This is a genomic window from Kaistia nematophila (genome assembly GCF_026343855.1).
In the GTDB taxonomy this organism is placed as follows: domain Bacteria; phylum Pseudomonadota; class Alphaproteobacteria; order Rhizobiales; family Kaistiaceae; genus Kaistia; species Kaistia nematophila.
On record NZ_JAPKNK010000006.1, the window covers coordinates 142,884 to 164,522 of the forward strand.

18 protein-coding genes are annotated in these 21,639 nt (G+C 66.9%); 9 read left to right on the forward strand and 9 right to left on the reverse strand.

Translation table 11 applies throughout. The features are described from left to right. Positions 1 to 82 precede the first annotated feature (82 nt). Positions 83 to 1,063 carry a glutathione S-transferase family protein gene (locus OSH07_RS15230; protein WP_266339525.1) on the forward strand — a complete coding sequence of 327 codons (981 nt, stop codon included), beginning with the start codon at positions 83 to 85 and terminating at the stop codon, positions 1,061 to 1,063. 12 nt (positions 1,064 to 1,075) lie between these two features. On the opposite strand, the gene OSH07_RS15235 is transcribed toward OSH07_RS15230, so the two are convergent. After that, positions 1,076 to 1,945, reverse strand: a complete 870-nt coding sequence (locus OSH07_RS15235; RefSeq protein WP_266339686.1) for a 23S rRNA (adenine(2030)-N(6))-methyltransferase RlmJ — start codon at positions 1,943 to 1,945, stop codon at positions 1,076 to 1,078. 237 nt (positions 1,946 to 2,182) lie between these two features. On the opposite strand from OSH07_RS15235, the gene OSH07_RS15240 reads away from it, so the two are divergent. After that, the gene (locus OSH07_RS15240) at positions 2,183 to 3,334 is read left to right on the forward strand and encodes a GGDEF domain-containing protein (RefSeq protein WP_266339526.1); all 1,152 of its coding nucleotides are present in this window, start codon (positions 2,183 to 2,185) and stop codon (positions 3,332 to 3,334) included. Here OSH07_RS15240 and OSH07_RS15245 read toward each other — a convergent pair. Together OSH07_RS15245 and OSH07_RS15250 are read right to left on the reverse strand one after the other, a co-directional pair. Continuing rightward, on the reverse strand, positions 3,331 to 3,780 hold the full coding sequence (locus OSH07_RS15245) for a host attachment family protein (RefSeq protein WP_266339527.1): 450 nt from the start codon (positions 3,778 to 3,780) through the stop codon (positions 3,331 to 3,333). The two genes, OSH07_RS15240 and OSH07_RS15245, sit on opposite strands and share 4 nt — an antisense overlap. A 203-nt stretch (positions 3,781 to 3,983) precedes the next feature. Beyond that, entirely contained in the window at positions 3,984 to 4,484 is a 501-nt protein-coding gene (locus tag OSH07_RS15250; RefSeq protein ID WP_266339528.1) for a GFA family protein, read from the reverse strand. Positions 4,485 to 4,637: 153 nt separating this feature from the next. Here OSH07_RS15250 and OSH07_RS15255 point away from each other — a divergent pair, with 153 nt between their 5' ends. After that, positions 4,638 to 6,725, forward strand: a complete 2,088-nt coding sequence (locus tag OSH07_RS15255; RefSeq protein WP_266339529.1) for a molybdopterin-containing oxidoreductase family protein — start codon at positions 4,638 to 4,640, stop codon at positions 6,723 to 6,725. A 91-nt stretch (positions 6,726 to 6,816) separates the two neighbouring features. Then, positions 6,817 to 8,124 (forward strand): MgtC/SapB family protein, encoded by a 1,308-nt coding sequence (locus OSH07_RS15260; RefSeq protein WP_266339530.1) that lies wholly within the window; start codon positions 6,817 to 6,819, stop codon positions 8,122 to 8,124. Between the two features lie 12 nt (positions 8,125 to 8,136). On the opposite strand, the gene purN is transcribed toward OSH07_RS15260, so the two are convergent. From purN to OSH07_RS15285, 5 genes are all read right to left on the reverse strand, one after another. Then, positions 8,137 to 8,799, reverse strand: coding sequence for a phosphoribosylglycinamide formyltransferase (gene purN, locus OSH07_RS15265; RefSeq protein WP_266339531.1), 663 nt, complete (start codon positions 8,797 to 8,799; stop codon positions 8,137 to 8,139). A 2-nt stretch (positions 8,800 to 8,801) separates the two neighbouring features. Beyond that, positions 8,802 to 9,875, reverse strand: coding sequence for a phosphoribosylformylglycinamidine cyclo-ligase (purM, locus tag OSH07_RS15270; protein ID WP_266339532.1), 1,074 nt, complete (start codon positions 9,873 to 9,875; stop codon positions 8,802 to 8,804). Between the two features lie 63 nt (positions 9,876 to 9,938). Continuing rightward, on the reverse strand, positions 9,939 to 10,553 hold the full coding sequence (locus OSH07_RS15275) for a GNAT family N-acetyltransferase (RefSeq protein WP_266339533.1): 615 nt from the start codon (positions 10,551 to 10,553) through the stop codon (positions 9,939 to 9,941). A 44-nt stretch (positions 10,554 to 10,597) separates the two neighbouring features. Then, positions 10,598 to 10,837 (reverse strand): acyl carrier protein, encoded by a 240-nt coding sequence (locus OSH07_RS15280; protein WP_266339534.1) that lies wholly within the window; start codon positions 10,835 to 10,837, stop codon positions 10,598 to 10,600. A gap of 22 nt (positions 10,838 to 10,859) precedes the next feature. Continuing rightward, positions 10,860 to 12,317: a class I adenylate-forming enzyme family protein gene (locus OSH07_RS15285; protein ID WP_266339535.1), complete on the reverse strand. Its 1,458-nt coding sequence runs from the start codon at positions 12,315 to 12,317 to the stop codon at positions 10,860 to 10,862. 135 nt (positions 12,318 to 12,452) lie between these two features. Between OSH07_RS15285 and OSH07_RS15290 the strand changes: the two genes are divergently transcribed. From OSH07_RS15290 to ppx, 4 genes are all read left to right on the forward strand, one after another. Continuing rightward, a complete protein-coding gene (locus OSH07_RS15290) occupies positions 12,453 to 13,544 on the forward strand; it encodes an AI-2E family transporter (protein ID WP_266339536.1) in 1,092 nt (363 codons plus the stop codon). A 25-nt stretch (positions 13,545 to 13,569) separates the two neighbouring features. After that, on the forward strand, positions 13,570 to 14,274 hold the full coding sequence (locus OSH07_RS15295; protein WP_266339537.1) for a P-loop NTPase family protein: 705 nt from the start codon (positions 13,570 to 13,572) through the stop codon (positions 14,272 to 14,274). 82 nt (positions 14,275 to 14,356) lie between these two features. Further along, positions 14,357 to 16,555, forward strand: a complete 2,199-nt coding sequence (locus tag OSH07_RS15300; RefSeq protein ID WP_266339538.1) for an RNA degradosome polyphosphate kinase — start codon at positions 14,357 to 14,359, stop codon at positions 16,553 to 16,555. Between the two features lies 1 nt (position 16,556). After that, the gene (ppx, locus tag OSH07_RS15305; RefSeq protein WP_266339539.1) at positions 16,557 to 18,101 is read left to right on the forward strand and encodes an exopolyphosphatase; all 1,545 of its coding nucleotides are present in this window, start codon (positions 16,557 to 16,559) and stop codon (positions 18,099 to 18,101) included. A gap of 89 nt (positions 18,102 to 18,190) precedes the next feature. Here ppx and rnd read toward each other — a convergent pair whose 3' ends face one another. Further along, positions 18,191 to 19,369 (reverse strand): ribonuclease D, encoded by a 1,179-nt coding sequence (gene rnd / locus OSH07_RS15310; protein ID WP_266339540.1) that lies wholly within the window; start codon positions 19,367 to 19,369, stop codon positions 18,191 to 18,193. A gap of 446 nt (positions 19,370 to 19,815) precedes the next feature. Here rnd and aspS point away from each other — a divergent pair, with 446 nt between their 5' ends. Further along, the gene (gene aspS, locus OSH07_RS15315) at positions 19,816 to 21,597 is read left to right on the forward strand and encodes an aspartate--tRNA ligase (RefSeq protein ID WP_266339541.1); all 1,782 of its coding nucleotides are present in this window, start codon (positions 19,816 to 19,818) and stop codon (positions 21,595 to 21,597) included. The last annotated feature ends 42 nt before the right edge of the window (positions 21,598 to 21,639 follow it).

A 21,639-nucleotide genomic window follows, 5' to 3' on the forward strand; every position in this document is an offset into this window, starting at 1 on the left:
GAACAGAGAGTCGCCGTGTGGAGTGCTGGCAACAACTCCTGATTAAGCCGATATGTCGTTCAACGATGAACGGAGCACGGATATGGGCCTTCTGGTCGATGGCGTTTGGCAGGACCAATGGTACGATACCCGCAACACGGGCGGTCGCTTTCAGCGCAGCGCGGCGGGTTTTCGCAACTGGGTGACGGCGGACGGCAGCCCCGGCCCCACGGGCAAGGGCGGCTTCAAGGCCGAGCCCGGCCGCTATCATCTCTATATTGCCCGCGCCTGTCCCTGGGCCCACCGCGTGATGATCTTCCGCGCGCTGAAGGGGCTCGAGGGGATGATCGATTATTCGGTGGTCAACTGGCTGATGGCCGAGAACGGCTGGACCTTCGAGCCCGGACCGGGCGTCACCGCCGACAAGGTCAACGGCTTCCGGTTCCTGCACCAGGTCTATACCAAGGCCGATCCCGAATATTCCGGCCGCGTCACCGTGCCGGTGCTGTGGGACAAGCAGACCGGGACGATCGTCAGCAACGAATCGTCCGAGATCATCCGCATGCTGAATTCAGCTTTCGACGGCGTCGGCGCCAAGCCGGGCGACTATTACCCGGAGGCGCTGCGGCCAGAGATCGACGCGCTCAACGCGCGTATCTACGACACCGTCAACAACGGGGTCTACAAGGCAGGCTTCGCGACCAGCCAAACGGCCTATGAGGAGGCGATCCATCCGCTCTTCGCCAGCCTCGACTGGCTTGAGGGGGTGCTCTCGGAGCAGCGCTACCTGACGGGCGACCGGCTGACCGAGGCGGACTGGCGGCTCTTCACCACGTTGCTGCGCTTCGATCCCGTCTATGTCGGCCACTTCAAGTGCAACCTGCGCCGGCTGGTCGACTATCCCGCGCTCTGGTCCTACACGCGTGAGCTCTACCAGGTGGACGGCATCCGCGAGACCGTCGATTTCGACCACATCAAGCGGCACTACTACGAGAGCCACAAGACGATTAACCCGACCGGCGTCGTTCCGCTCGGGCCGATCCTCGATTTCGACGCGAGGCCGGACCGCGCCTTCGCGGCCTGACCGGCCGGAGTGTCAGGTTTCGCCGCGAATCCACCAGACGCGGCGACCCGCCTTTTCCGTCTCGCCGAGGATCGGCGCGAGGCCTGTCAGCAGGCCGTCGAGCGTGCGGTCGATCTGCCAGGGCGGATTGCAGATCACGAGCCCGGTGCCGTTGAAGGTGTCGGGCGTCGCCCGCTCGCGCACCCAGAGCTCGGCGGCGAGGATCTTGGGAATGCCGCTCTCGGCGAGGCGCTTGTGGAAGTTGGTGACGGCCCCGATGTCCTTGATCGGATACCAGAGCGCATAGACGCCCGTCGGCCAGCGCTGATAGGCCTTCTCGAACCGGTCGAACAGGGTCTTGAACTCGTCCGGCTGCTCATAGGGCGGGTCTATCAGCACCAGACCGCGCCGCTCCTTCGGCGGCACGAAGGAGCCGAGCGCCAGCCAGCCGTCGAGCTCGATCGCCTTGACCTGGAAATCGCCGGCGAAGAGCTCGGCCAAGGTCGCATGGTCTTCCGGGTGCATCTCGACCGCGGTCATGCGGTCGGTCTTGCGCAGCAGGTGGCGGATCAGCCAGGGCGAGCCCGGATAATGCTTCAGCCCGCCATCCGGATTGGCGGCCTTCACGGTCTCCAGATAGGGCGCCAGCGCTTCGGCGAGCTTGCGCGACAGCTCGGTCGCCGGCTGGCCGCCGGCGTCGAGCAGCCGGCCGATGCCGCCCTGCCATTCGTTGGTCTTGCCCGCCTCTGTTGCCGTCAGGTCGTAGAGGCCGATGCCGGCATGGGTGTCGATCACCCGGAAAGGCTTGTCCTTGGCCTTCAGGTGCTCGATGAGCAGGGCGAGGATGGCGTGCTTGACGACATCCGCGAAGTTTCCGGCGTGATAGGCGTGACGATAGTTCATGGCCAAGGTGTTGGCATTGCCGCGCTGACCGCGCAAGGGGCATTCCTCCGCCATCCGGATCTCAGGCGTCCGACGAGGGGCTTCGTGGCGCCGGGGCGAATTTTATCTCAACCTCAGGTTGACGATCGGGGTCCGAATGAATTAGTCGGTGCTGCAGTCTCCTGGAATTGGGCGAGCTGATCGTCCGCGCATGTCCGGCCACCTCCCTCTCATCCGCCGCGGATTCCGAAGATCGCCATGGTTCTCGATTTCCTGACGCTGTCCATCGTCATCCTGCTCAACGCGTTCACGATGGCGATCATCTGGGGCCTGATCTGGTGGTCCTATCGCAGCTTTGCCGCCGCCCGGATCTGGATGTTCGCCTGCCTGACCACGGCGCTGGGCGGGCTGATCCTGGCGCTGGAATCGCTCGCCAAGGTGCCGACCAACGTCATCGGCAACGGCGTCATCTTCTTCGGCTTCTGCCTCTACTGGGTCGGCGTGCGCCAGTTCTATGGCCGCAGCCGGCCCTGGGTCGAAAGCGTCTTGATCACGACGGGCGCGATGGTGGCGCTTGTTGTCTTCTCGACGGCCTATCCGAGCAACGGCGCGCGCAACGCGGTCTATGCCATCGGCCAGTCGATTCCGCTCGCCTGCGCCATCTTCGATCTGACCCGGCCCGGCCGGCGGACGCCGGGCAGCATGCTGGCCGCCGTCGCCATGGCCATCGCGATCTTCGTTCACGGCGTCGAGACCGCGGCGAACATCGCCTTCACCCATGGCGGCATGGCCCAGCTTCACTACGACACGATCGAGACCGTCGTAATCCTGCTCGTGATCTTCAGTGGCGTCGTCTGGAATTTCGGCATGATCGTCATGGCGATCGACCATCTGCGCGCCGAGCTCGCCGTGCTGACCTATCGCGACGAGCTGACCGGCGTCGGCAATCGGCGTCTGCTTCAGGAGCGGCTCGTCGCCGCAGAGGAGCGCCTGCGGCACACCGGGCTGCCCTTCACGCTGATGATGGTCGACCTCGACAACTTCAAGTCCATCAATGACGAGCATGGCCACGCTGCCGGCGACGCCTGCCTTCGCCAGGTCGCCGACATCGCCGCCGGTGCGCTTCGCCCGGCCGATCTGGTCGCCCGGCCGGGAGGAGACGAATTCTGCATCCTGCTCGCTGATCTCGACGGCTCGCGAGCTTCGGCGATCGCATCAGAGCTTGTCGCGACCTTTCGCCAGCGGCCCGTGCCCTGGGGCGGGGGCGGCATCCCGCTGACGCTCAGCATCGGCGTGGCCGAAGCCAGCGCAGCCCATCCCCGGACGGGCACGGAACTGCTGGAATTGGCGGATCGGGCTCTCTATGCCGTCAAGCGCGACGGTCGTGATGGCTACGCGCTCGCCGCCTAGGCCGCCAGCAGCCGGCTGATCTCGTCGATCGGGGCCGATGTCAGCGTCTTCGTCATCTCGCCCTGGATGCGGTCGCTGACCTGCTTGTGAAAGCTCTGCCGCAGCGTGCCGAGGGTCTTCGGCGGCGCGACGATGACCAGTTCGCTGAAGCTGTTGGCCATCGCCGCCTTGTAGAGCGCCTCGGCGATGGTGCCGGCGAATTTCTGTTCTTCCAGAAGGTGCCAGTCGGTCTGTTCGACGGAGCTTCTCGAGAAGCCCGCGCTCTGCATCACCCGTCCCGGACGGTCGGTGCCCTGTTCCCGCGTCGGCGGATTGTCGCTGCCGTCGAGGATTTCCTCGACGACCAGGTCCAGCGCCTGGGGCGTGCCGCGATTGCGCAGGAAGAGCGCCTTGCGCCCGTCGCCGACCAGAACCAGGGCGTTGTGATGGATGAGGAAATCGGGCATGGGAAACCTTCCTGCGGGGATCGTTGCGGACGGCGGCCGCCTCCCGGCATGGGGTGCGCACCTATCACGCCAACGCGCCCTGCGCCGTTGGGTTGCGCCATTACCTGCGCCGTTGGGTTGCGCCATTATGAGCCCGCGCGCGGCGCGCCGACATCGCAATCCGCGTTCGTTCGATCAGCTTTGCGTGTTCGATGGGAGCGTCGTCAGCCGCCCCGCCCTCCCATGTCGCCGCCTTCCCACGTCGCGGCGTAGCCCGCGATCATGTCGCCGTAGGCGTCCTCCGGCGGCAGCGCTGCGAAGCTGCGCACCGCCGGCGTCGTCGCCCAGGCGAGCTTCTCGCCGGTCCAGGTCTCCATGTAGGGGACGAACCAGCTGGCGTCGTCGAGCAGGGTCGGCCGCAGGTTGACGAAGAAGTCGATGCCTTCCGGCTTCGTGAACATCCACGTCATGCAGTGGCCGCAGAAGAAGTGCTGCGACGCGCCGCGCAGGCCGCCGATCACCGGCTCGCCCTTCGTCACCTCGAAGGCGGCGCTGGGGATCGCGGCCGACAGCGAGTAGGCGCTCGACGACATCCTCTGGCAGCCGGTGCAGTGGCAGGCCATGGTCAAAAGCGGGCGGGCGCGGATCCGGAGCCGGACCGCGCCGCAGCGGCAGCCGCCCTCCCGCACGAATGCGTCGCCGCCCGATGTCACCGCTTCGCTCATGGCCGCCTCCTTGCCTGCATGCCGGTCGACGATCGTCCGGCACGCACGATTCTGTCAAAGGGCGCGGCGACGCGTCGCGGCGTGCCTCGCTGTTGCCATGGACCGCGGGGAAATATCGCGCGATAACGGGCAGACACACGGAAACCCCTCGCTATGAACGCTCCCGCCTTTTCCCGCATCGGTCATTCGGCCTGCCCGCATGATTGCCCGTCGACCTGTGCTCTCGATGTGGAGCTGCTGGCGGGCAACAAGATCGGCCGCATTCGCGGGGCGAAGGACAACGACTATACGTCCGGCGTCATCTGCGCCAAGGTCGCCCGCTACGCCGAGCGGATTCACAATCCGAACCGCTTGACGCAACCCCTTCGCCGCAAAGGCCAAAAGGGATCCGGCGAATGGCAGGTGGTCGATTGGGAGGATGCGCTCGACGAGATCGCCGAGGCGTTCGTGAAGGCCGAGGCCCGGCTCGGCGCCGAGACGGTCTGGCCCTATTACTATGCCGGCACGATGGGGCTGGTGCAGCGCGACGGCATCAACCGGCTTCGCCATGCCAAGCGCTATTCCGGCTTCTATGGCACGATCTGCACCAACATGGCGTCGACCGGCTTCATCGCCGGTGCCGGCAAGATCGCCGGCTCCGACCCGCGCGAGATGGCGAAGTCGGATTGCATCGTGATCTGGGGCACCAATGCGGTCGCCACGCAGGTCAACGTCATGACCCACGCGATCAAGGCGCGCAAGGAACGCGGCGCCAAGATCGTCGCGATCGACATCTACCAGAACGAGACGATGAAGCAGGCCGACCTCGCGCTCTGCCTGAAGCCGGGGACCGACGCGGCGCTCGCCTGCGCGGTCATGCATGTGCTTTTCCGCGACGGTCACGCCGACCGCGCCTATCTCGCCCGCTACACCGACGAGCCGCAGGCGCTGGAGGCGCATCTCGCCGGACGGACGCCGGAATGGGCCGCCGCGATCACCGGGCTCGAGGCCGCGGAGATCGAGGCGTTCGCCCGCCTGGTCGGCACGACGAAGCGCACCTTCTTCCGGCTCGGCTACGGCTTTTCGCGGCAGCGCAACGGCGCGGTCGCCATGCATGCGGCGCTGTCGATCCCGGCCGTGACCGGCGCCTGGCAATATGAGGGCGGCGGCGCGTTCCACTCGAACAGCAGCATCTATCATCTCGACCGGACCGCGATCGAAGGCCTCGACCTGCTCGACCCGAACGTGCGCCAGCTCGACCAGTCGCGCACCGCCTCGGTGCTGACCAACGATCCCGACGCGCTCGCCGGCGGCCCGCCGGTGACGGCGATGATCATCCAGAACACCAATCCGGTGACGGTCTGCCCGGACCAGACGCTGGTGAAGCAGGGCTTTGCCCGGCCGGACCTGTTCGTCGCCGTGCATGAGCAGATCATGACCGACACCGCGAAGATGGCGGACATCGTGCTGCCGGCGACGATGTTCCTGGAGCATGACGACATCTACAAGGGCGGCGGCCACCAGTACATCATCTTCGGGCCCAAGCTGGTCGACCCGCCGGCCGAGTGCCGCACCAACCATCAGGTGATCGCCGGCCTCGCCAGGCGCCTCGGGCTGGAGCAGCCCGGCTTCGCCATGACCGAGCGCGAGCACATCGACCTGATGCTGCAGCGTTCAGGCTGGGGCACGCTCGCCGACCTGGAGGAGAAGCGCTGGATCGACTGCCAGTCGGACTTCGAGACCGCGCATTTCCTGAACGGCTTCGGCCATGCCGACGGCAAGTATCATTTCCGCGTCGACTGGGCCTCGGTCGACAACGAGAACTACGGTGTGGTCGGTCCGCATGCCGACATGCCGACCTTGCCCGATCACTGGGGCTCGATCGAGGCGGCGGACGAGGCGCATCCCTTCCGCCTCGCCACCTCGCCGGCGCGGCAGTTCCTGAATTCGACCTTCAACGAGACGCCGTCCTCGATCGGCCGCGAGGGCCGCCCCGAACTGATGATCCATCCCGACGACGCCGCCGGCCTCGGCATCGCCGCCGAAGACCTGGTCACGGTCGGCAACCGGCGCGGCGAGGTGAAGGTGCATGCCCGCCTGTTCGAGGGGCTGAAGCGCGGCGTGGTGATCTCGGAAGGCCTCTGGCCGAACAGCGCCTTCGTCGACGGCAAGGGCATCAACACACTGACCGGCGCCGACCCCGTCGCTCCTTTCGGCGGAGCGGCGGTGCATGACATCAAGGTGTGGGTGAGGGCGGCCTGAGGCCGTCCTTTCGACCCGTCGGCGCAGGCCCGGTTCGGCACGGTTTCAGGCGACGTCGCCGGACGCCGTGCCGCGACCGGCGGCGGCCGCTATGATCGGCATCGTCGATTCCCTGCCGGAGATGGGCGTGACCGAGTTCGAGCCGTTCTATCGCCTCGCCGTGGCTGCCGCGATCGGCCTGACCGTCGGCGTCGAGCGCCACTGGCGCGAGCGCGAGGCCGCTTCCGGTCAGCGCACGGCGGGCATTCGCACTTTTGCGCTGATCGGCATGCTGGGCGGCGCCGCCGGACTGATCGAGGCGGCGCTTCCGGCCGGCGGGCCGCCGGGCCTTGTCGTCGCCTCGATCTTCCTCGCCTTTGCCGGCATCTTCGCCTTCTACAAATGGCGCGAGGAGCAGGCGGAATCTGACTTCAGTGTGACGACCGTGGTCGCGGCCATGCTCACCTATCTGTTCGGTGTCCTGGCCGTGGTCGGCGATCTCCGCCTTGCCGCCGCCGGCGCCGTCGGCCTGACCGCGATCCTCGCCAGCCGCGAACCGCTGCACCGCTTCATCGAGCAGCTGAGCTGGATCGAGCTGCGTTCGGCGATCATCCTCCTGGCGATGAGCTTCGTCATCCTCCCCCTGCTGCCGGAAGCGCCCTATGGGCCGTTTGGCGGCGTGTCGCTGCGGTCCGTCTGGTCGCTCGCCATCCTGCTCGCGGCGATCTCCTATGTGGGCTATGTCGCCGTCCGCCTCTTTGGCGCGGGGAGGGGCGAGCTGGCGGCAGGCGCCGCCGGCGGGCTTGTATCCTCTACGGCGGTCACGCTCGACAATGCGCGCCGCGTCGCCGCCGGCGGCGATGCCGACCGGCTCGCGGCCGGGGCGGCCGCGGCGGGATGCGTTTCCTATCTTCGCTCCGCCGTGCTGGCGGTCGGCCTCGCGCCCGCGCTTGCGGGCTTCCTGCTGCCGCCGCTGCTGCTCGGGGCGCTGGTCATGGCCTCCGCCGCCTTGTGGCTGGTGCGCGGCCGCCTCGCCAGCGCCCATGAACTGGGCCGGCTGGACAATCCGTTCGAGCTGGCAGGCGTGCTGAAGGTCGTGCTGTTCTTGACCGCGATCGGCTTCGCCGTGCGCGCGGCATCGAGCGTCTTCGGTTCGGCCGGCATCGTGTCAGTGTCCGCCCTGGCGGGCATCGGCGATGTCGACGCCGCGATCGTGACCGTGGCGAAGCTTCCCAACCTCGACACCGGGATCGCGGCTTTGGCGATCGCCCTGACGGTGGCGGTGAACACCATCGCCAAGGCCGTCTATGCACTGGTGGTCGGCCGAGGTCGCTTTGGACGGCTGTTCGGCGGGGTTTCGACCATCACGCTGCTGGTCGCGACAGCGGCCTTCTTGCTGGCTCGGGCGGTTGCCGGCTGAGCGTTCTGCCGGTCAGCTTTCGAAGGTGGGGCCGATCAGCATGCCGCCGAGATCGGCCGGCAGGTCCTCGTGCAGCTTCAGCCGCTCGTCCTCGACGGTCGCGAGGCCGGAGGCGACGAGGGCGAGCGCCAGCGGGTAGAGCTGGTGCTCGGCCGTCAGCACCCGCTTCGACAGCGTGTCGGGCGTATCGTCGAGCGCGATCGGCACGGCGGCCTGGCCGATGATCGGGCCGGAATCCATCTGCGCGCGGACGAAATGCACGGTGCAGCCATGCAGCCGCATTCCCGCCTCCAGCGCGCGCTCATGCGTGTGCAGGCCGGGGAACAGCGGCAGCAGCGACGGGTGGATGTTGATCATCCGGTCGCGCCAGCCCTCGACGAAGCCATCGGTCAGAAGCCGCATGAAACCGGCGAGACAGACGAGATCGATGTTTTCGGCGCGCAGCCGCGCATCCATCGCCGCGTCGAACTCGGCGCGGCTGCCATAGGCCTTGTGATCAATGACGGCCGTCGCGATGCCGGCTTCCGCCGCGCGGACGAGGCCGCCCGCATCGGCGCGGTTCGAAAGCACCAGCGCGATCTCGGCCGGGAATTCGGGATCCGCCGCCGCCTCGATCAGCGCCGTCATGTTCGAGCCGCGGCCCGAGATCAGGATCGCGACGCGCTTTCTTGCCATGGTCAGATCGCCAGCGCGCCGGAGAATTCGACGCCTTCGCCGCTGCGCGGAACCAGCGTGCCGAGCCGCATCACGGTCTCGCCCTCGGCGGCGAGCGCCGCGGTGACGGCCTCGATCGCGTCGGGGCTGACGACGACGATCATGCCGACGCCGCAGTTGAAGGTGCGCAGCATCTCGTGCTCGGCGACGCCGCCCGTGCGGGAGAGCCAGCCAAAGACCGGCGGCACGTCGACGGCATCGAGATCGACGGAAGCGGCGAGCGCATCCGGCAGGACGCGCGGAATGTTGTCGACGAAGCCGCCGCCGGTGATGTGGGCCATCGCCTTGATCGCGCCCGTGGCGCGGATCGCGGCGAGAAGCGGCTTCACGTAGATGCGGGTCGGCGCGAGCAGGGCGCGGCCGAGCGAAAGTTCCGGCGCGAACGGGGCAGGGGCGTCGAAGCCGAGGCCGGAGATCTCGACGATCTTGCGCACCAGCGAAAAGCCGTTCGAATGCACGCCGGAGGAAGCGAGGCCGAGCAGCACGTCGCCCTCGGCGATATCCGGGCGCGGCAGCAGGCCGGCGCGCTCGACGGCGCCGACGGCGAAGCCGGCGAGGTCGTAGTCGCCCGCCTTGTAGAGGCCCGGCATCTCGGCCGTCTCGCCGCCGATCAGCGCGGCGCCGGCGATGCGGCAGCCCTCGGCGATGCCGGCGACGACGGTAGCGGCCTCGTTCGGGTCGAGCTTGCCGGTGGCGAAATAGTCGAGGAAGAACAGCGGCTCGGCGCCCTGCACGATCAGGTCGTTGACGCACATGGCGACGAGATCGATGCCGACCGTGTCGTGGATGCCGGTATCGATCGCGACCTTGAGCTTGGTGCCGACGCCGTCATTGGCGGCAACCAGCAGCGGATCGGTGTAACCGGCCGCCTTCGGATCGAAGATGCCGCCGAAGCCGCCGATATCGGCGTCCGCGCCGGGACGGCGTGTCGCCTTCACCAGCGGCTTGATCATGTCGACGAGACGGTTGCCGGCGTCGATATCGACACCCGCGTCGGCATAGCTCAGGGCGTTTTTGGCGCCGGTCTTTTCGGTCATCGAAGGATCCCGGTTGCTTTGGGCAGGGAGGACCACATTCGCGCCGTCGCCGTCAACCCGGAATCACCGGATGCCTGCGATTGCGGCGCTTTTGACGCCCCGGCGGCGGGCCTGCCACTCTTCCTTGAGCATGCCGAAGGCGAGCAGGTCGACCTGCTCGCCGGTCCTTGCAAGGGTGCGGTGCCGGCGCAGGGTCCCTTCATGGCGAAAACCCAGGCGCTGGTAGTTGTAGATCGAGGCGGTATTGCTGGCATGCACCATGCCGAAGGCGCGATGGCCGCCAGCCTGGTCGAAGATGAAGTCGAGCAGCGCTGCGCGCACTTCCTGCACGACGCCTTTGCCCCACCAGGCATGGTCGCCTATGCCGACATAGAGCGAGGCGATGCCGGGCTCGGTGAAATTCACGCCATGCGCGCCGATCAGCGTCTCCGTCCCGCGCGGGAAGATGGCGAAGTGGAAGATCTTCCGATTGTCCGGGCGGTTGAAGCGCCGCCGCCACTGCCGCGGTTTGTAGGGACCGGGAGGCCAGCCCAGGCCCTCGACGAAATCGGTGTCTTCCGACCAGTGCAGGCTGCGCGCGCCGAGCCAATCGCGGCGCACGGCCCTGAGCGTGAAGCGCTCGGTTTCGATGACGACGCGGGGCAGCGGCAACAACCGCTTCAGCAACGATTTGACCACCCGGCACTCCTTCGTCCAGAGGGCGCTTTCCCGGCCGGCATCGCTCAGCCAAGCAATTCGGCGACGGAGGGCACGTCGATCGCCCGCAGCATCTCTTCCGGCGGAAGGCGCTCGCCGCGATGCGTCTCGATCGCCAGGATGATGCGGACATGGCCGATGCTGTCCCAGCCGGGCACGGTCTCGATCGTGCCATCGGCCGGCACGCCTTCGGTCGGAAGCTCGAGGGCGGCGGCGATGACGCTCCGCGCCAGCTCGATGTTTCCGCTCCTGTTGAACGGGTTCATGCGAGACCTCGCACCCTGGTGCTCATCCGGCCGGCACCGCGCGCATCGCTTCGAATGTGCTGGCCATGCGGCGCCGGTCCAGCTTGCCGCGCTCGTTGCGTGGCAGCTCGGCGAGGACCGCGATATGTTCCGGCACGGCCTCGGCGCGGATGACGCTCCGGCACCAGGCCCTGAGGTCGGCAGCCGATAGCGTCGATCCGGCGCGCATCACAACGCCGGCTGCGACCGTCTCGCCGCTGATCGGGTCGGGCAGGGCGAAGGCGCAGGCCTCGATCACGTCGGGATGGCGCTCCAGCAGCAGGTCGATCTCCTCGGCTGGGATCTTGATTCCGCCGCGATTGATCTCGTGCTTCAGCCGGCCGACGATCTTGAGCCGGCCCTCGGCATCGATCTCGCCGCTGTCGCCGGTCAGGAACCAGCCGCTCCGCAGCACGGAGGCGGTCAGGTCCGGCTGGTCGAGATATCCCGTCATCACGCCGGGCGTCGACACGGCGACCTCGCCGCGACCCTGTCCGGCCAGCGTGCCGTCCTCGCGCAGCACGCGGAAGGCGCCGCACCACGGCCGGCCGACCAGGCCGTCCGCGGGCAGTCCCTCGGCGAGATCGTGGCCGCCGATCCAGTTCGCCGTCTCGGTTATCCCATACATGTTGACGACGTGCCGGGTGCGCGCCCACGCCGCGATCGCCTGCCAGAGTTCGGCCGAAAGCGGGGCCGAGCCGACATGGACGCGGCGCAGCGTCCCGCGCTCGGCCGGCGAGCTCGTCTTCAGGACGATGCGCCAGAGCGACGGCACCGAACTCATGAAGGTGATCCGCTGCGCATCGAGCAGCGCACCGAGACGGGCGAGGCCGATCGCGCCGGGATCGGGCGATAGCACCAGCGTCGCCCCGGCGAAGAGCGGCGTCAGGCAATTGCCGATCAGGCCATGGCCGAAATGCATCGGCAGCAGCGACAGGCTGCGGGCGAGATCCACTGCCGGGATATGGGCGATGTTGAGGGCGATCCGGGCCATCAGCGAGCGGCGCGTGTGCACCACGCCCTTTGGTGTCGCCGTCGTGCCCGACGTCATCAGGATCAGCGCCGGCGCATCCGGATCCGAATTGTCCCGCTCGTCGGTCGGGGCGAGCAGCGCCATGCCGGAGGTGGCGGATGCGGGCGGCAGGTGCCGGACGAGACCGTCGTCGATATCGCCGATCCAGAGGCTCGGTCGGATCGCGCTGACCACATTCGCCCGCTCGCTTGCGGTGAGCGTTTTGCTCAGCAGGACGGCGACGGCGCCGATCCGCCAGAGTGCGAAGAGATCGATCAGCACGCCGACCGGCGAGCCATGGGCTACGGCCGCGCGGTCGCCGGTGCGGATCCCGGCGGCAAGCAGCGCCTCGGCCCGGTTCCGGACTGCGCTGGCCAGCGCGGTCCGGGTGAAGCTCTCGCCCGATCGTGCGTCGATTATGCAGGCAGAATCTGGAATATTGGCGAACATCGATCGACTTTGCCTTGAGTTCATGTGTCTTGCAAACGGGTCGCCTTGACCATCCAGCCCTCGAAACCCTATCTGGGGCACAACAGGTTGTGGTGAGTACCCGGCCGACCGACGAAGCGAGAGGGTGCCTACGCCATGAATCTGCAGCGTCAGATCGGATTCTGGCTGGGTACGCTCCTGGTCTTCGTCCTGTTCCTCTTCATCTTCCGCGACGTGCTGCTCCCCTTCCTGGTGGGCATGGCGGTCGCCTATGGCCTGGATCCGATCGCCGACTGGCTCGAGCGACGGGGCCTGAGCCGGCTCGCAGCCTCGCTGGTGATTCTGGTCGGCTTTGTCGTTCTGCTCGCGCTGCTGGTGGTGCTGATCGTGCCGCTGATGGTCAATCAGCTCGCCGGGCTGATCGACAAGATCCCGACCTATGCGCAGCAATTGCAGGCGCTGGTGCAGGCGTTCCTCGAAACGCGTCTCGGCCAGATGCTGAAGGTCGATCCCGGCCAGCTGTCGAACTCGATGGGCACCCTGATGAGCGAGGCCGCCGGCTGGCTCTCGGCGCTGCTGAAATCGATCTGGAGCGGCGGGTCGGCGCTGGTTGACCTCGGCGCGCTGTTCGTCGTCACGCCCGTCGTCGCCTTCTACATGCTGATCGACTGGGACAAGATGGTCGCCCGTATCGATAGCTGGGTCCCGCGTGACTATGTCGAGACCGTGCGATCGATCGCCCGCGACATCGATCACGCCATTGCCGGCTTCGTGCGCGGGCAGGGGCTGGTCTGCGCCCTGCTCGGCTGCATCTACGCCTTCGGCCTGATGCTGGTCGGGCTGAATTTCGGCCTGCTGATCGGCATCGGCGCCGGCATCCTGTCCTTCATCCCCTATGTCGGCACGACGGTCGGCTTCATCGTCGGGGTCGGCGTCGCGCTGGTGCAGTTCTGGCCCGAATGGCAGTGGATAGGCGCGACCGTGCTGGTTTTCGCCGTGGGCCAGTTCATCGAGGGCAATATCCTGCAGCCGCGCCTCGTCGGACGCAGCGTCGGCCTGCATCCGGTCTGGCTGATGTTCGCCCTGTTCGCTTTCGGCGCCCTGTTCGGCTTCGTCGGATTGCTGGTGGCTGTCCCCGCTTCCGCAGCGATCGCCGTCTTGATGCGCTTTGCGATTGCGCGCTATCTGACCAGCCCGATCTATCGGGGCCGGCTGGGCGGCGACGACCAGCCTCCCGCGCATCCTTGAGCGTCTTCGTTCGAGCCTTGTCGATATGAGTGAACCCCTGCGGCAGCTGCCGCTTTCGCTGCCGCACAGCGCGGCCATGACGCGCGCGGACTTCATCGTCGGCCGCGCGAACCAGCCGGCTGTCGCGCTGATCGACCGCTTTCCCGACTGGCCCAATCCGGTCGCCCTGCTCGTCGGACCGGAGGGATCGGGCAAGACCCATCTTGGCCAGATCTGGAAGGGCGCCGCCGGCGCCGTCGAGATCGCGGCGCGCGATCTCGCGACCGCCGGGCTGGACGAGCTCGTCCGTGCGAACCCGGTGCTGGTCGAAGACCTGCACGACGAGGGGGTGTCGCAGCCGGCGCTGTTCCATCTGTTCAACCTGGTGCGTGAGCGCCGGGTTTCGGCGTTGCTGACCAGCCGCAAGCCGCTGCATGCGCTCGGCTTCGACCTGCCGGACCTCGCCTCGCGCCTGCGGGCAGCCGTGCCGGTAGAACTGCAGGAGCCGGAAGACGAGCTTCTCGCCCGCGTCATCTTCAAGCTGTTCGCCGACCGGCAGGTGACGGTCGACCCCGCCGTGATCGATTTCATCAGCCACCGCATGGAGCGTTCGCTCGGCGCGGCCAACCGGCTGGTCGAGCTTCTCGACCGCGAGGCGCTGGCCGCCGGCCGGCCGATCAACCGCCAGCTGGCTGCGGCGGTGCTGACCCGCGAGGCGGGCGACGAGCCGGAATTGCCTTTCGACGACTAAAGATCGGGTGCCAGCCTGATCCTGACGCAATTGTCACAATTCGCGTGTATCCTGCCCGGACAACGCGAGTGGAAGAGCGGAAATGGACCAGAAGAATCCGGACGCCAAGGCGGCCCTGGCTGCGATCAAGGTAGAGGCGGAAGAGGTGAGCCGGCTGCGCCATAGCCCGGAGCGCTTCATCAACCGCGAGCTCTCCTGGCTGGAGTTCAACCGGCGCGTTCTGGAGGAATCGGGCAATCCGCAGCATCCGCTCCTGGAACGTCTCCGCTTCCTCTCCATCTCGGCCAACAATCTCGACGAGTTCTTCATGGTGCGCGTCGCCGGTCTGCGCGGCCAGCAGCGCGAGGGCGTGAGCCTGACCAGCGATGACGGCCTGACGCCGAGCGAACAGCTGGTGAAGATCGCCGATGCCGTCTCGTCGCTCGCCTCCGACCAGCAGAGCCGCTGGGCCGAACTGCGCGACGAACTGGCGATCTCCGGCATCATGCTGGTCGATCCGGCCGGCCTCAAGGAAAACGAGCGGATCTGGCTCGAGGGCTATTTCATGGACTCGGTCTTCCCGGTCCTGACGCCGCTCGCCATCGATCCGGCCCATCCGTTCCCGTTCATCCCCAATCTCGGCTTCTCGCTGGTGCTGCAGCTGGTGCGCCCGGCGACGGGCAGCCGCATGACCGCGCTGCTGCGCGTGCCGATGACGCTCGACCGCTTCATCCGCCTGCCGGCGTCCGAGGCGGGCATCGAGCGGTTCATCAGCCTCGAGAATGCCGTCTCGCTGTTCACCGCGCGCCTGTTCCCGAGCTATTCTATCGAGGGCGTTGGCGCCTTCCGCATCATCCGCGACTCCGACATCGAGGTCGAGGAAGAAGCCGAGGATCTCGTCCGCTTCTTCGAGACGGCGCTGAAGCGCCGCCGTCGCGGTTCGGTGATCCGCCTGGAGATCGAATCGGCGACGCCCGAGGCGCTGCGCAACTTCGTCGCCGGCGCGCTCGCCGTTCTCCCGGACGAGATCTTCCTGGTCGACGGCATGCTGGCGCTCAACGACCTGTCGCAGCTCGTCGGCATCGACCGTCCCAACCTGAAGTTTCCGCCCTATCAGGCCCGCTTCCCCGAGCGCATCCGCGAGAATGGCGGCGACTGCTTCGCCGCGATCCGCAAGAAGGACCTGATCGTCCACCATCCCTACGAGTCTTTTGACGTCGTGGTGCAGTATCTGCGCCAGGCAGCCCTCGATCCCGACGTGGTGGCGATCAAGCAGACGCTCTACCGCACCTCGAAGGACAGCCCGATCGTCAAGGCGCTGGCCGAAGCCGCCGAAGCCGGCAAGTCGGTGACGGCGCTGGTCGAGTTGAAGGCGCGCTTCGACGAGGAAGCCAACATCAAGTGGGCCCGCGACCTGGAGCGGGCCGGCGTGCAGGTCGTCTACGGCTTCATCGAGCTGAAGACCCACGCCAAGCTGTCGCTTGTGGTTCGCCGCGAGGGCGGGGCGCTGGTCAGCTACGTCCATATCGGCACGGGCAATTATCACCCGGTCACGGCGCGCGTTTACACCGATCTCTCCTACTTCTCCGACGATCCTGCGATCGCCCGCGACGTGGCGCGGATCTTCAACTACATCACCGGCTACACCGAGCCGGTCGAGATCGAGCGGCTGTCGACCTCGCCGCATTTCCTGCGCAAGCGCATCCTCGACCTGATCTATGCCGAGATCGACCATGTGAAGGCTGGCCGCCCCGGCGCGATCTGGATGAAGATGAATTCGCTCGTCGATCCCCAGATCATCGACGCGCTCTATGACGCCAGCCGCGCCGGCGTCGAAATCGATCTTGTCATTCGGGGAATCTGCTGTTTGCGGCCGGGCGTGCCGGGCCTTTCCGACCGGATCCGCGCCAAGTCGATCGTCGGGCGCTTCCTGGAGCATGCCCGCATTCTCTGCTTCGGCAACGGCCACGGGTTGCCCTCGCCGGAAGCGATCGTTTATATCGGATCTGCAGACCTGATGCCGCGGAACCTTGATCGTCGCGTGGAGGCGATGATCCCGATGCTGAATCCGACCGTGCACGAACAGGTGCTCGATCAGATTATGGTCGCCAACCTGAAGGACAATCAGCAGAGTTGGGAAATCCAGCCTGACGGGTCGTCCAAACGGATCGTGCCGCGCAAGGGCGAAGAAGTCTTCAACGCCCATCAGTATTTCATGACGAACCCGAGTCTCTCTGGCCGTGGAAAATCGCTCAAAAACAGCTCCCCTCGGTCAATCGGAAGCCGACCTGCCAAGCCTTGAAATGGATATCGGGACAGGGGGAACCCTGCTGACGCATGAATATGCGCCGGGACGGCTGAATGGCAGCGGTCCCGTCGCGATCATCGACATCGGCTCCAATTCGGTCCGCCTCGTCGTCTACGAGCGCCTGAGCCGCACGCCGATGGCCCTTTTCAACGAGAAGGAACTCGCCGGCCTCGGTCGCGGCATCGCCGCCACCGGCCGCCTGAATGACCAGGCCGTCGAGGCCTCGCTGGCGGCGATCCGGCGCTTCATGGGGCTTTGCGAGCAGATGCAGGTGCAGTCCGTGCATGTGCTCGCCACGGCCGCCGCGCGCGAGGCGGCGAACGGCCCGGAATTTCTGGCCCAGGTCGAGGACATCACCGGCGCTGAAGTGGCGCTTCTGAGCGGCCCGGAAGAGGCGCGCCTCTCCGCCATGGGCGTGCTGTCGGGCGTGCATGAGCCGGATGGCATCGCCGGCGATCTCGGCGGCGGTAGCCTCGAGGTCGTCGACATCCGGGGCCGCGAGATCGGCCTTGGCGAGACTTTCCCGCTCGGCGGTCTTCGTCTCGAGGAAGTGTCCGAGAAGACGCTGAAGAAAGCCGAGAAGATCGCTTCCGACGCGCTTTCGGGTTCGGCGGTGTTGGCAAACGGGCAGGGTCGCCCCTTCTATGCCATCGGCGGCACCTGGCGCTCGCTCGCCCGCCTGCACATGCGCCAGAAGGGCTATCCGCTGCATATCATGCACGAATACGCCATTCCCGCCGGCGAGGCGCTCGACTTCTGCCGCATGGTGGCGCGCCGCGACGCGGAATCGCTCGATTCGATCGAGGCGGTCTCGAAGAGCCGCCGTCTGCTGCTGCCCTATGGCGCGATCGTGCTGGGCGAGGTCATCCGCGCCATGAAGCCGTCGATGATCATCCTGTCGGCGCTCGGCGTGCGCGAGGGGCTGCTCTACGACCTGCTCGACACCGAGACGCAGCAGCTCGACCCGCTGATCGCCGCCGCCGACGAACTGGCACTGCTGCGTTCGCGCTCGCCCGGCCATGCCCGCGAGCTCGGCCCCTGGACCGGCCAGGCCTTGGCCGCGATCGGCATCGAGGAAACGCCGGACGAGATTCGCCTGCGCACGGCGGCCTGCCTGCTCGCCGATCTCGGCTGGCGCGGCCATCCCGACTATCGCGGCGAGCAGAGCCTCAACATGATCGCGCATGGCTCCTTCGTCGGCATCGACCATCCCGGCCGGGCCTATCTGGCGCTCGCCAACTACTATCGCCACGAAGGCCTCGTCGACGAGCATATCTCCTCGCGCATCCGCGAACTGGCGACGACGCGCCTGCTGGAGCGGGCGAGAGCGCTCGGCGCCGCGCTTCGCGTCGCCTATCTCGTTTCCGGGGCCATGGCCGGCGTTATTCCGCGCACGCGGATGGAAGCGCGCGGCGACCAGCTGACCCTGGTTCTGCCGACCGATCGCGGCATGCTCGCCGGCAGCCGCCTGCAGCGCCGTGTCGCCCAGTTGGCGAAGCTCGGCGCGATGAAGCCGGCGATCGTCGTCGAAGACACATAGGCTGATCCGCCGCGAAGGCGGTCAAAAAGAAAGCGCCGACGGCGGGCCGTCGGCGCTTTGTCGTTCGAGGATGTCCTCGATCCGCGGGATCAGGCGGCTTCGATGGCCGGCTTCGGCTCGTCGCTGACGATCGTCACGCGGCGGCCGTCGAGGCGCAGCGAGATGTCGCCCCGCTTCAGCTTCAGCGCCTGCTCGCCGAAAAGTTCGCGGCGCCAGCCATGCAGCGGCGGCACGTCGGCGTTGTTGTCGCCGGCGATCGCTTCGAGATCGTCGACCGTGGCGATCACGCGCGCGGCGACGCCGTGCTCCTCGCTGGTCATCTTCAGCAGCACCTTCAGCAGGTCGACGGCGGCGCCGTTGCCTTCCGAGGCCGGCTTCACCTTCGGCACCTTGGGCAGCTTGTCCTTCGGCAGATCGACGGCCTTCTTGACAGCGGCGAGGATGTCCTCGGCCGTGCGCGACCGCTCGAAGCCGCGCGGGATCGAGCGCAGGCGCGCGAGCGCCTCGGCCGTGGTCGGGTGCTGCTCGGCGATCTCGTAGATCGCGTCGTCCTTCAGGATGCGGCCGCGCGGGACGTCGCGGGCCTGCGCCTCGCGCTCGCGCCAGGCGGCGATTTCCATCAGCACGGCCAGCTGCAGCGGCTTCTTGATGCGCATCTTCAGGCGCTTCCAGACATTGGCGGGATCCACCTGATACGTGTCGACCGAGGTCAGCACGTTCATTTCCTCCGCAACCCAGTCGTTGCGGCCTTCCTTGTCGAGCTTGTTCTTCAGCGCCTTGTAGACGTCGCGCAGATGCGTCACGTCGGCGATCGCATATTCGATCTGCTGCGGCGTCAGCGGGCGGCGGCTCCAGTCGGTGAAGCGCGACGACTTGTCGATCGGGTGACCGGTGATGCGTCCGACGAGCTGGTCATAGCTGATCGATTCGCCGAAGCCGCAGACCATGGCGGCGACCTGCGTGTCGAAGATCGGGTGCGGGAGGATGCCGCCCAGGTGCCAGACGATTTCGATGTCCTGGCGGGCGGCGTGGAAGACCTTCACCACGGCCTCGTTCGCCATCAGGGCGAAGAAGGGGGCGAGGTCCAGTCCGGGGGCCTCGGCGTCGATCACCACCGCCTCGTCCGTGCTCGCGATCTGGATGATGCAGAGCTTCGGCCAGTAGGTCGTCTCGCGCATGAACTCCGTATCGACGGTGACGAAATCGAACCGGGAAAGGCGATCGCAAGCGGCGGCGAGGTGTTCAGTTGTCGTAATGATATCGGTCATGAAGCTTCTAATAGCGCAGGCCGGCCGGCTTGTCGCGGGGGGAGGCGGGTTCCGCGGACATAGAGAGCCCAGGCTCCGGCGACACCGGGCGCCAGGAGAAAGCGCCTCATGCGTCGACTGCGGGCCTGGGCAATCCGATTTCCCGCCATGGCGCGCGACGGCTAGCCGGTCGCGAGCCAACCGAACGGGCCGGAGTACATCCGTCCTGACCCGATCGTTCGAACTGCGGCGCCTTTCGGCGCGCGGCCCGTATTGTGTGGCTGGGATGAGACTTAGATGGGTAGCCTTTCCCTGATTACAAGGGGAGGGCGCGGGGCGGCGGCGAGGGGGCCGTTCTTGACAAAGCCCGACCCGCGTGTGTTCTTCCGCGCGCGTGCGCATCTACCTTGTCAGCCGGTCTTTGCGCATGTCCCGTTGTCGCCAGACCAAACTCGGATCCCAGCACCATGCACCGCTATCGCACCCATACCTGCGGACAACTCCGCGAGACCCATGCGGGCGAGACCGTCCGTCTCTCGGGCTGGGTTCATCGCGTGCGCGATCATGGCGGCCTGCTGTTCATCGATCTCAGGGACCATTACGGCCTGACGCAGATCGTCTGCGACCCCGACTCGTCGGGCTTCAAGGTGGCCGAGTCGGTTCGCTCCGAGTGGTGCATCAAGATCGACGGCCTGGTGAAGAAGCGCACGGCCGAGACGGTCAACGCCAACCTGCCCACCGGCCAGATCGAAGTGTTCGCGCAGGACATCGAAGTGCTCGGCGCGGCCAAGGAACTGCCGCTGCCGGTGTTCGGCGAGCCGGAATATCCGGAAGACATCCGCCTCAAGTACCGTTTCCTGGACCTGCGCCGCGAGACGCTGCACGCCAACATCGTCAAGCGCACCCAGATCATCGCCTCGATGCGCGAGAAGATGACCGAGATCGGCTTCCATGAATATACGACGCCGATCCTGACCGCGTCGTCGCCGGAAGGCGCGCGCGACTTCCTGGTGCCGTCGCGCATCCATCCCGGCAAGTTCTACGCGCTGCCGCAGGCGCCGCAGCAGTTCAAGCAGCTGCTGATGATGGCGGGCTTCGACCGCTACTTCCAGATCGCGCCCTGCTTCCGCGACGAGGATCCGCGCGCCGACCGCCTGCCGGGCGAATTCTACCAGCTCGATCTCGAGATGAGCTTCGTCACCCAGGAAGACGTCTGGGACACGATGGAGCCGGTGCTGCGCGGCATCTTCGAGAAGTTCGCGAACGGCAAGCCGGTGACGCAGAAGTTCCGCCGCATCCCCTATGACACGGCGATCCGCACCTATGGTTCGGACAAGCCCGACCTGCGCAACCCGATCGAGATGCAGGCCGTCACCGAGCATTTCGCCGGTTCCGGCTTCAAGGTGTTTGCCCGCATGATCGAGGCCGACCCGAAGGCCGAAGTCTGGGCGATTCCGGCCAAGACCGGTGGCTCGCGCGCCTTCTGCGACCGCATGAACTCCTGGGCGCAGCAGCAGGGTCAGCCGGGCCTCGGCTACATCTTCTGGCGCAAGGAAGGCGACGTCCTCGAGGGCGCCGGCCCGGTTGCCAAGAACATCGGTCCGGAGCGCACCGAGGCGGTCCGTGTCCAGCTCGGTCTCGACGATGGCGACGCCGTCTTCTTCGTCGCCGGCGATCCGCAGAAGTTCTACAAGTTCGCCGGCGATGCGCGCACGCGCGTCGGCACCGACCTGAACCTCGTCGACAAGGACCGGTTCGAGCTCTGCTGGATCGTCGATTTCCCGTTCTACGAATGGGACGACGAGACGAAGACGCTCGACTTCGCGCACAACCCCTTCTCCATGCCGCAGGGCGGCATCGAGGCGCTGACCAGCCAGGATCCGCTGACGATCAAGGCCTACCAGTACGACGCCGTCTGCAACGGCTTCGAGATCGCCTCGGGCTCGATCCGCAACCAGCTGCCGGAGACGATGGTCAAGGCGTTCGAACTGGTCGGCCGGTCGAAGGAAGACGTCGAGCGCGATTTCGGCGGCCTCTACCGCGCGTTCCAGTATGGCGCGCCGCCGCATGGCGGCATGGCCGCCGGCGTCGACCGCATCGTCATGCTGCTCTGCGGCGCGCAGAACCTGCGCGAGATCACGCTGTTCCCGATGAACCAGCAGGCGGAAGACCTGCTGATGGGCGCGCCGAGCGATCCGACCCCGAAGGCGCTGCGCGAGTTGCACATCCGCCTGAACCTGCCGACCTGATCGGCAGGGCCTGACCTGTGGACGACGGCGAATAGTTCTTAG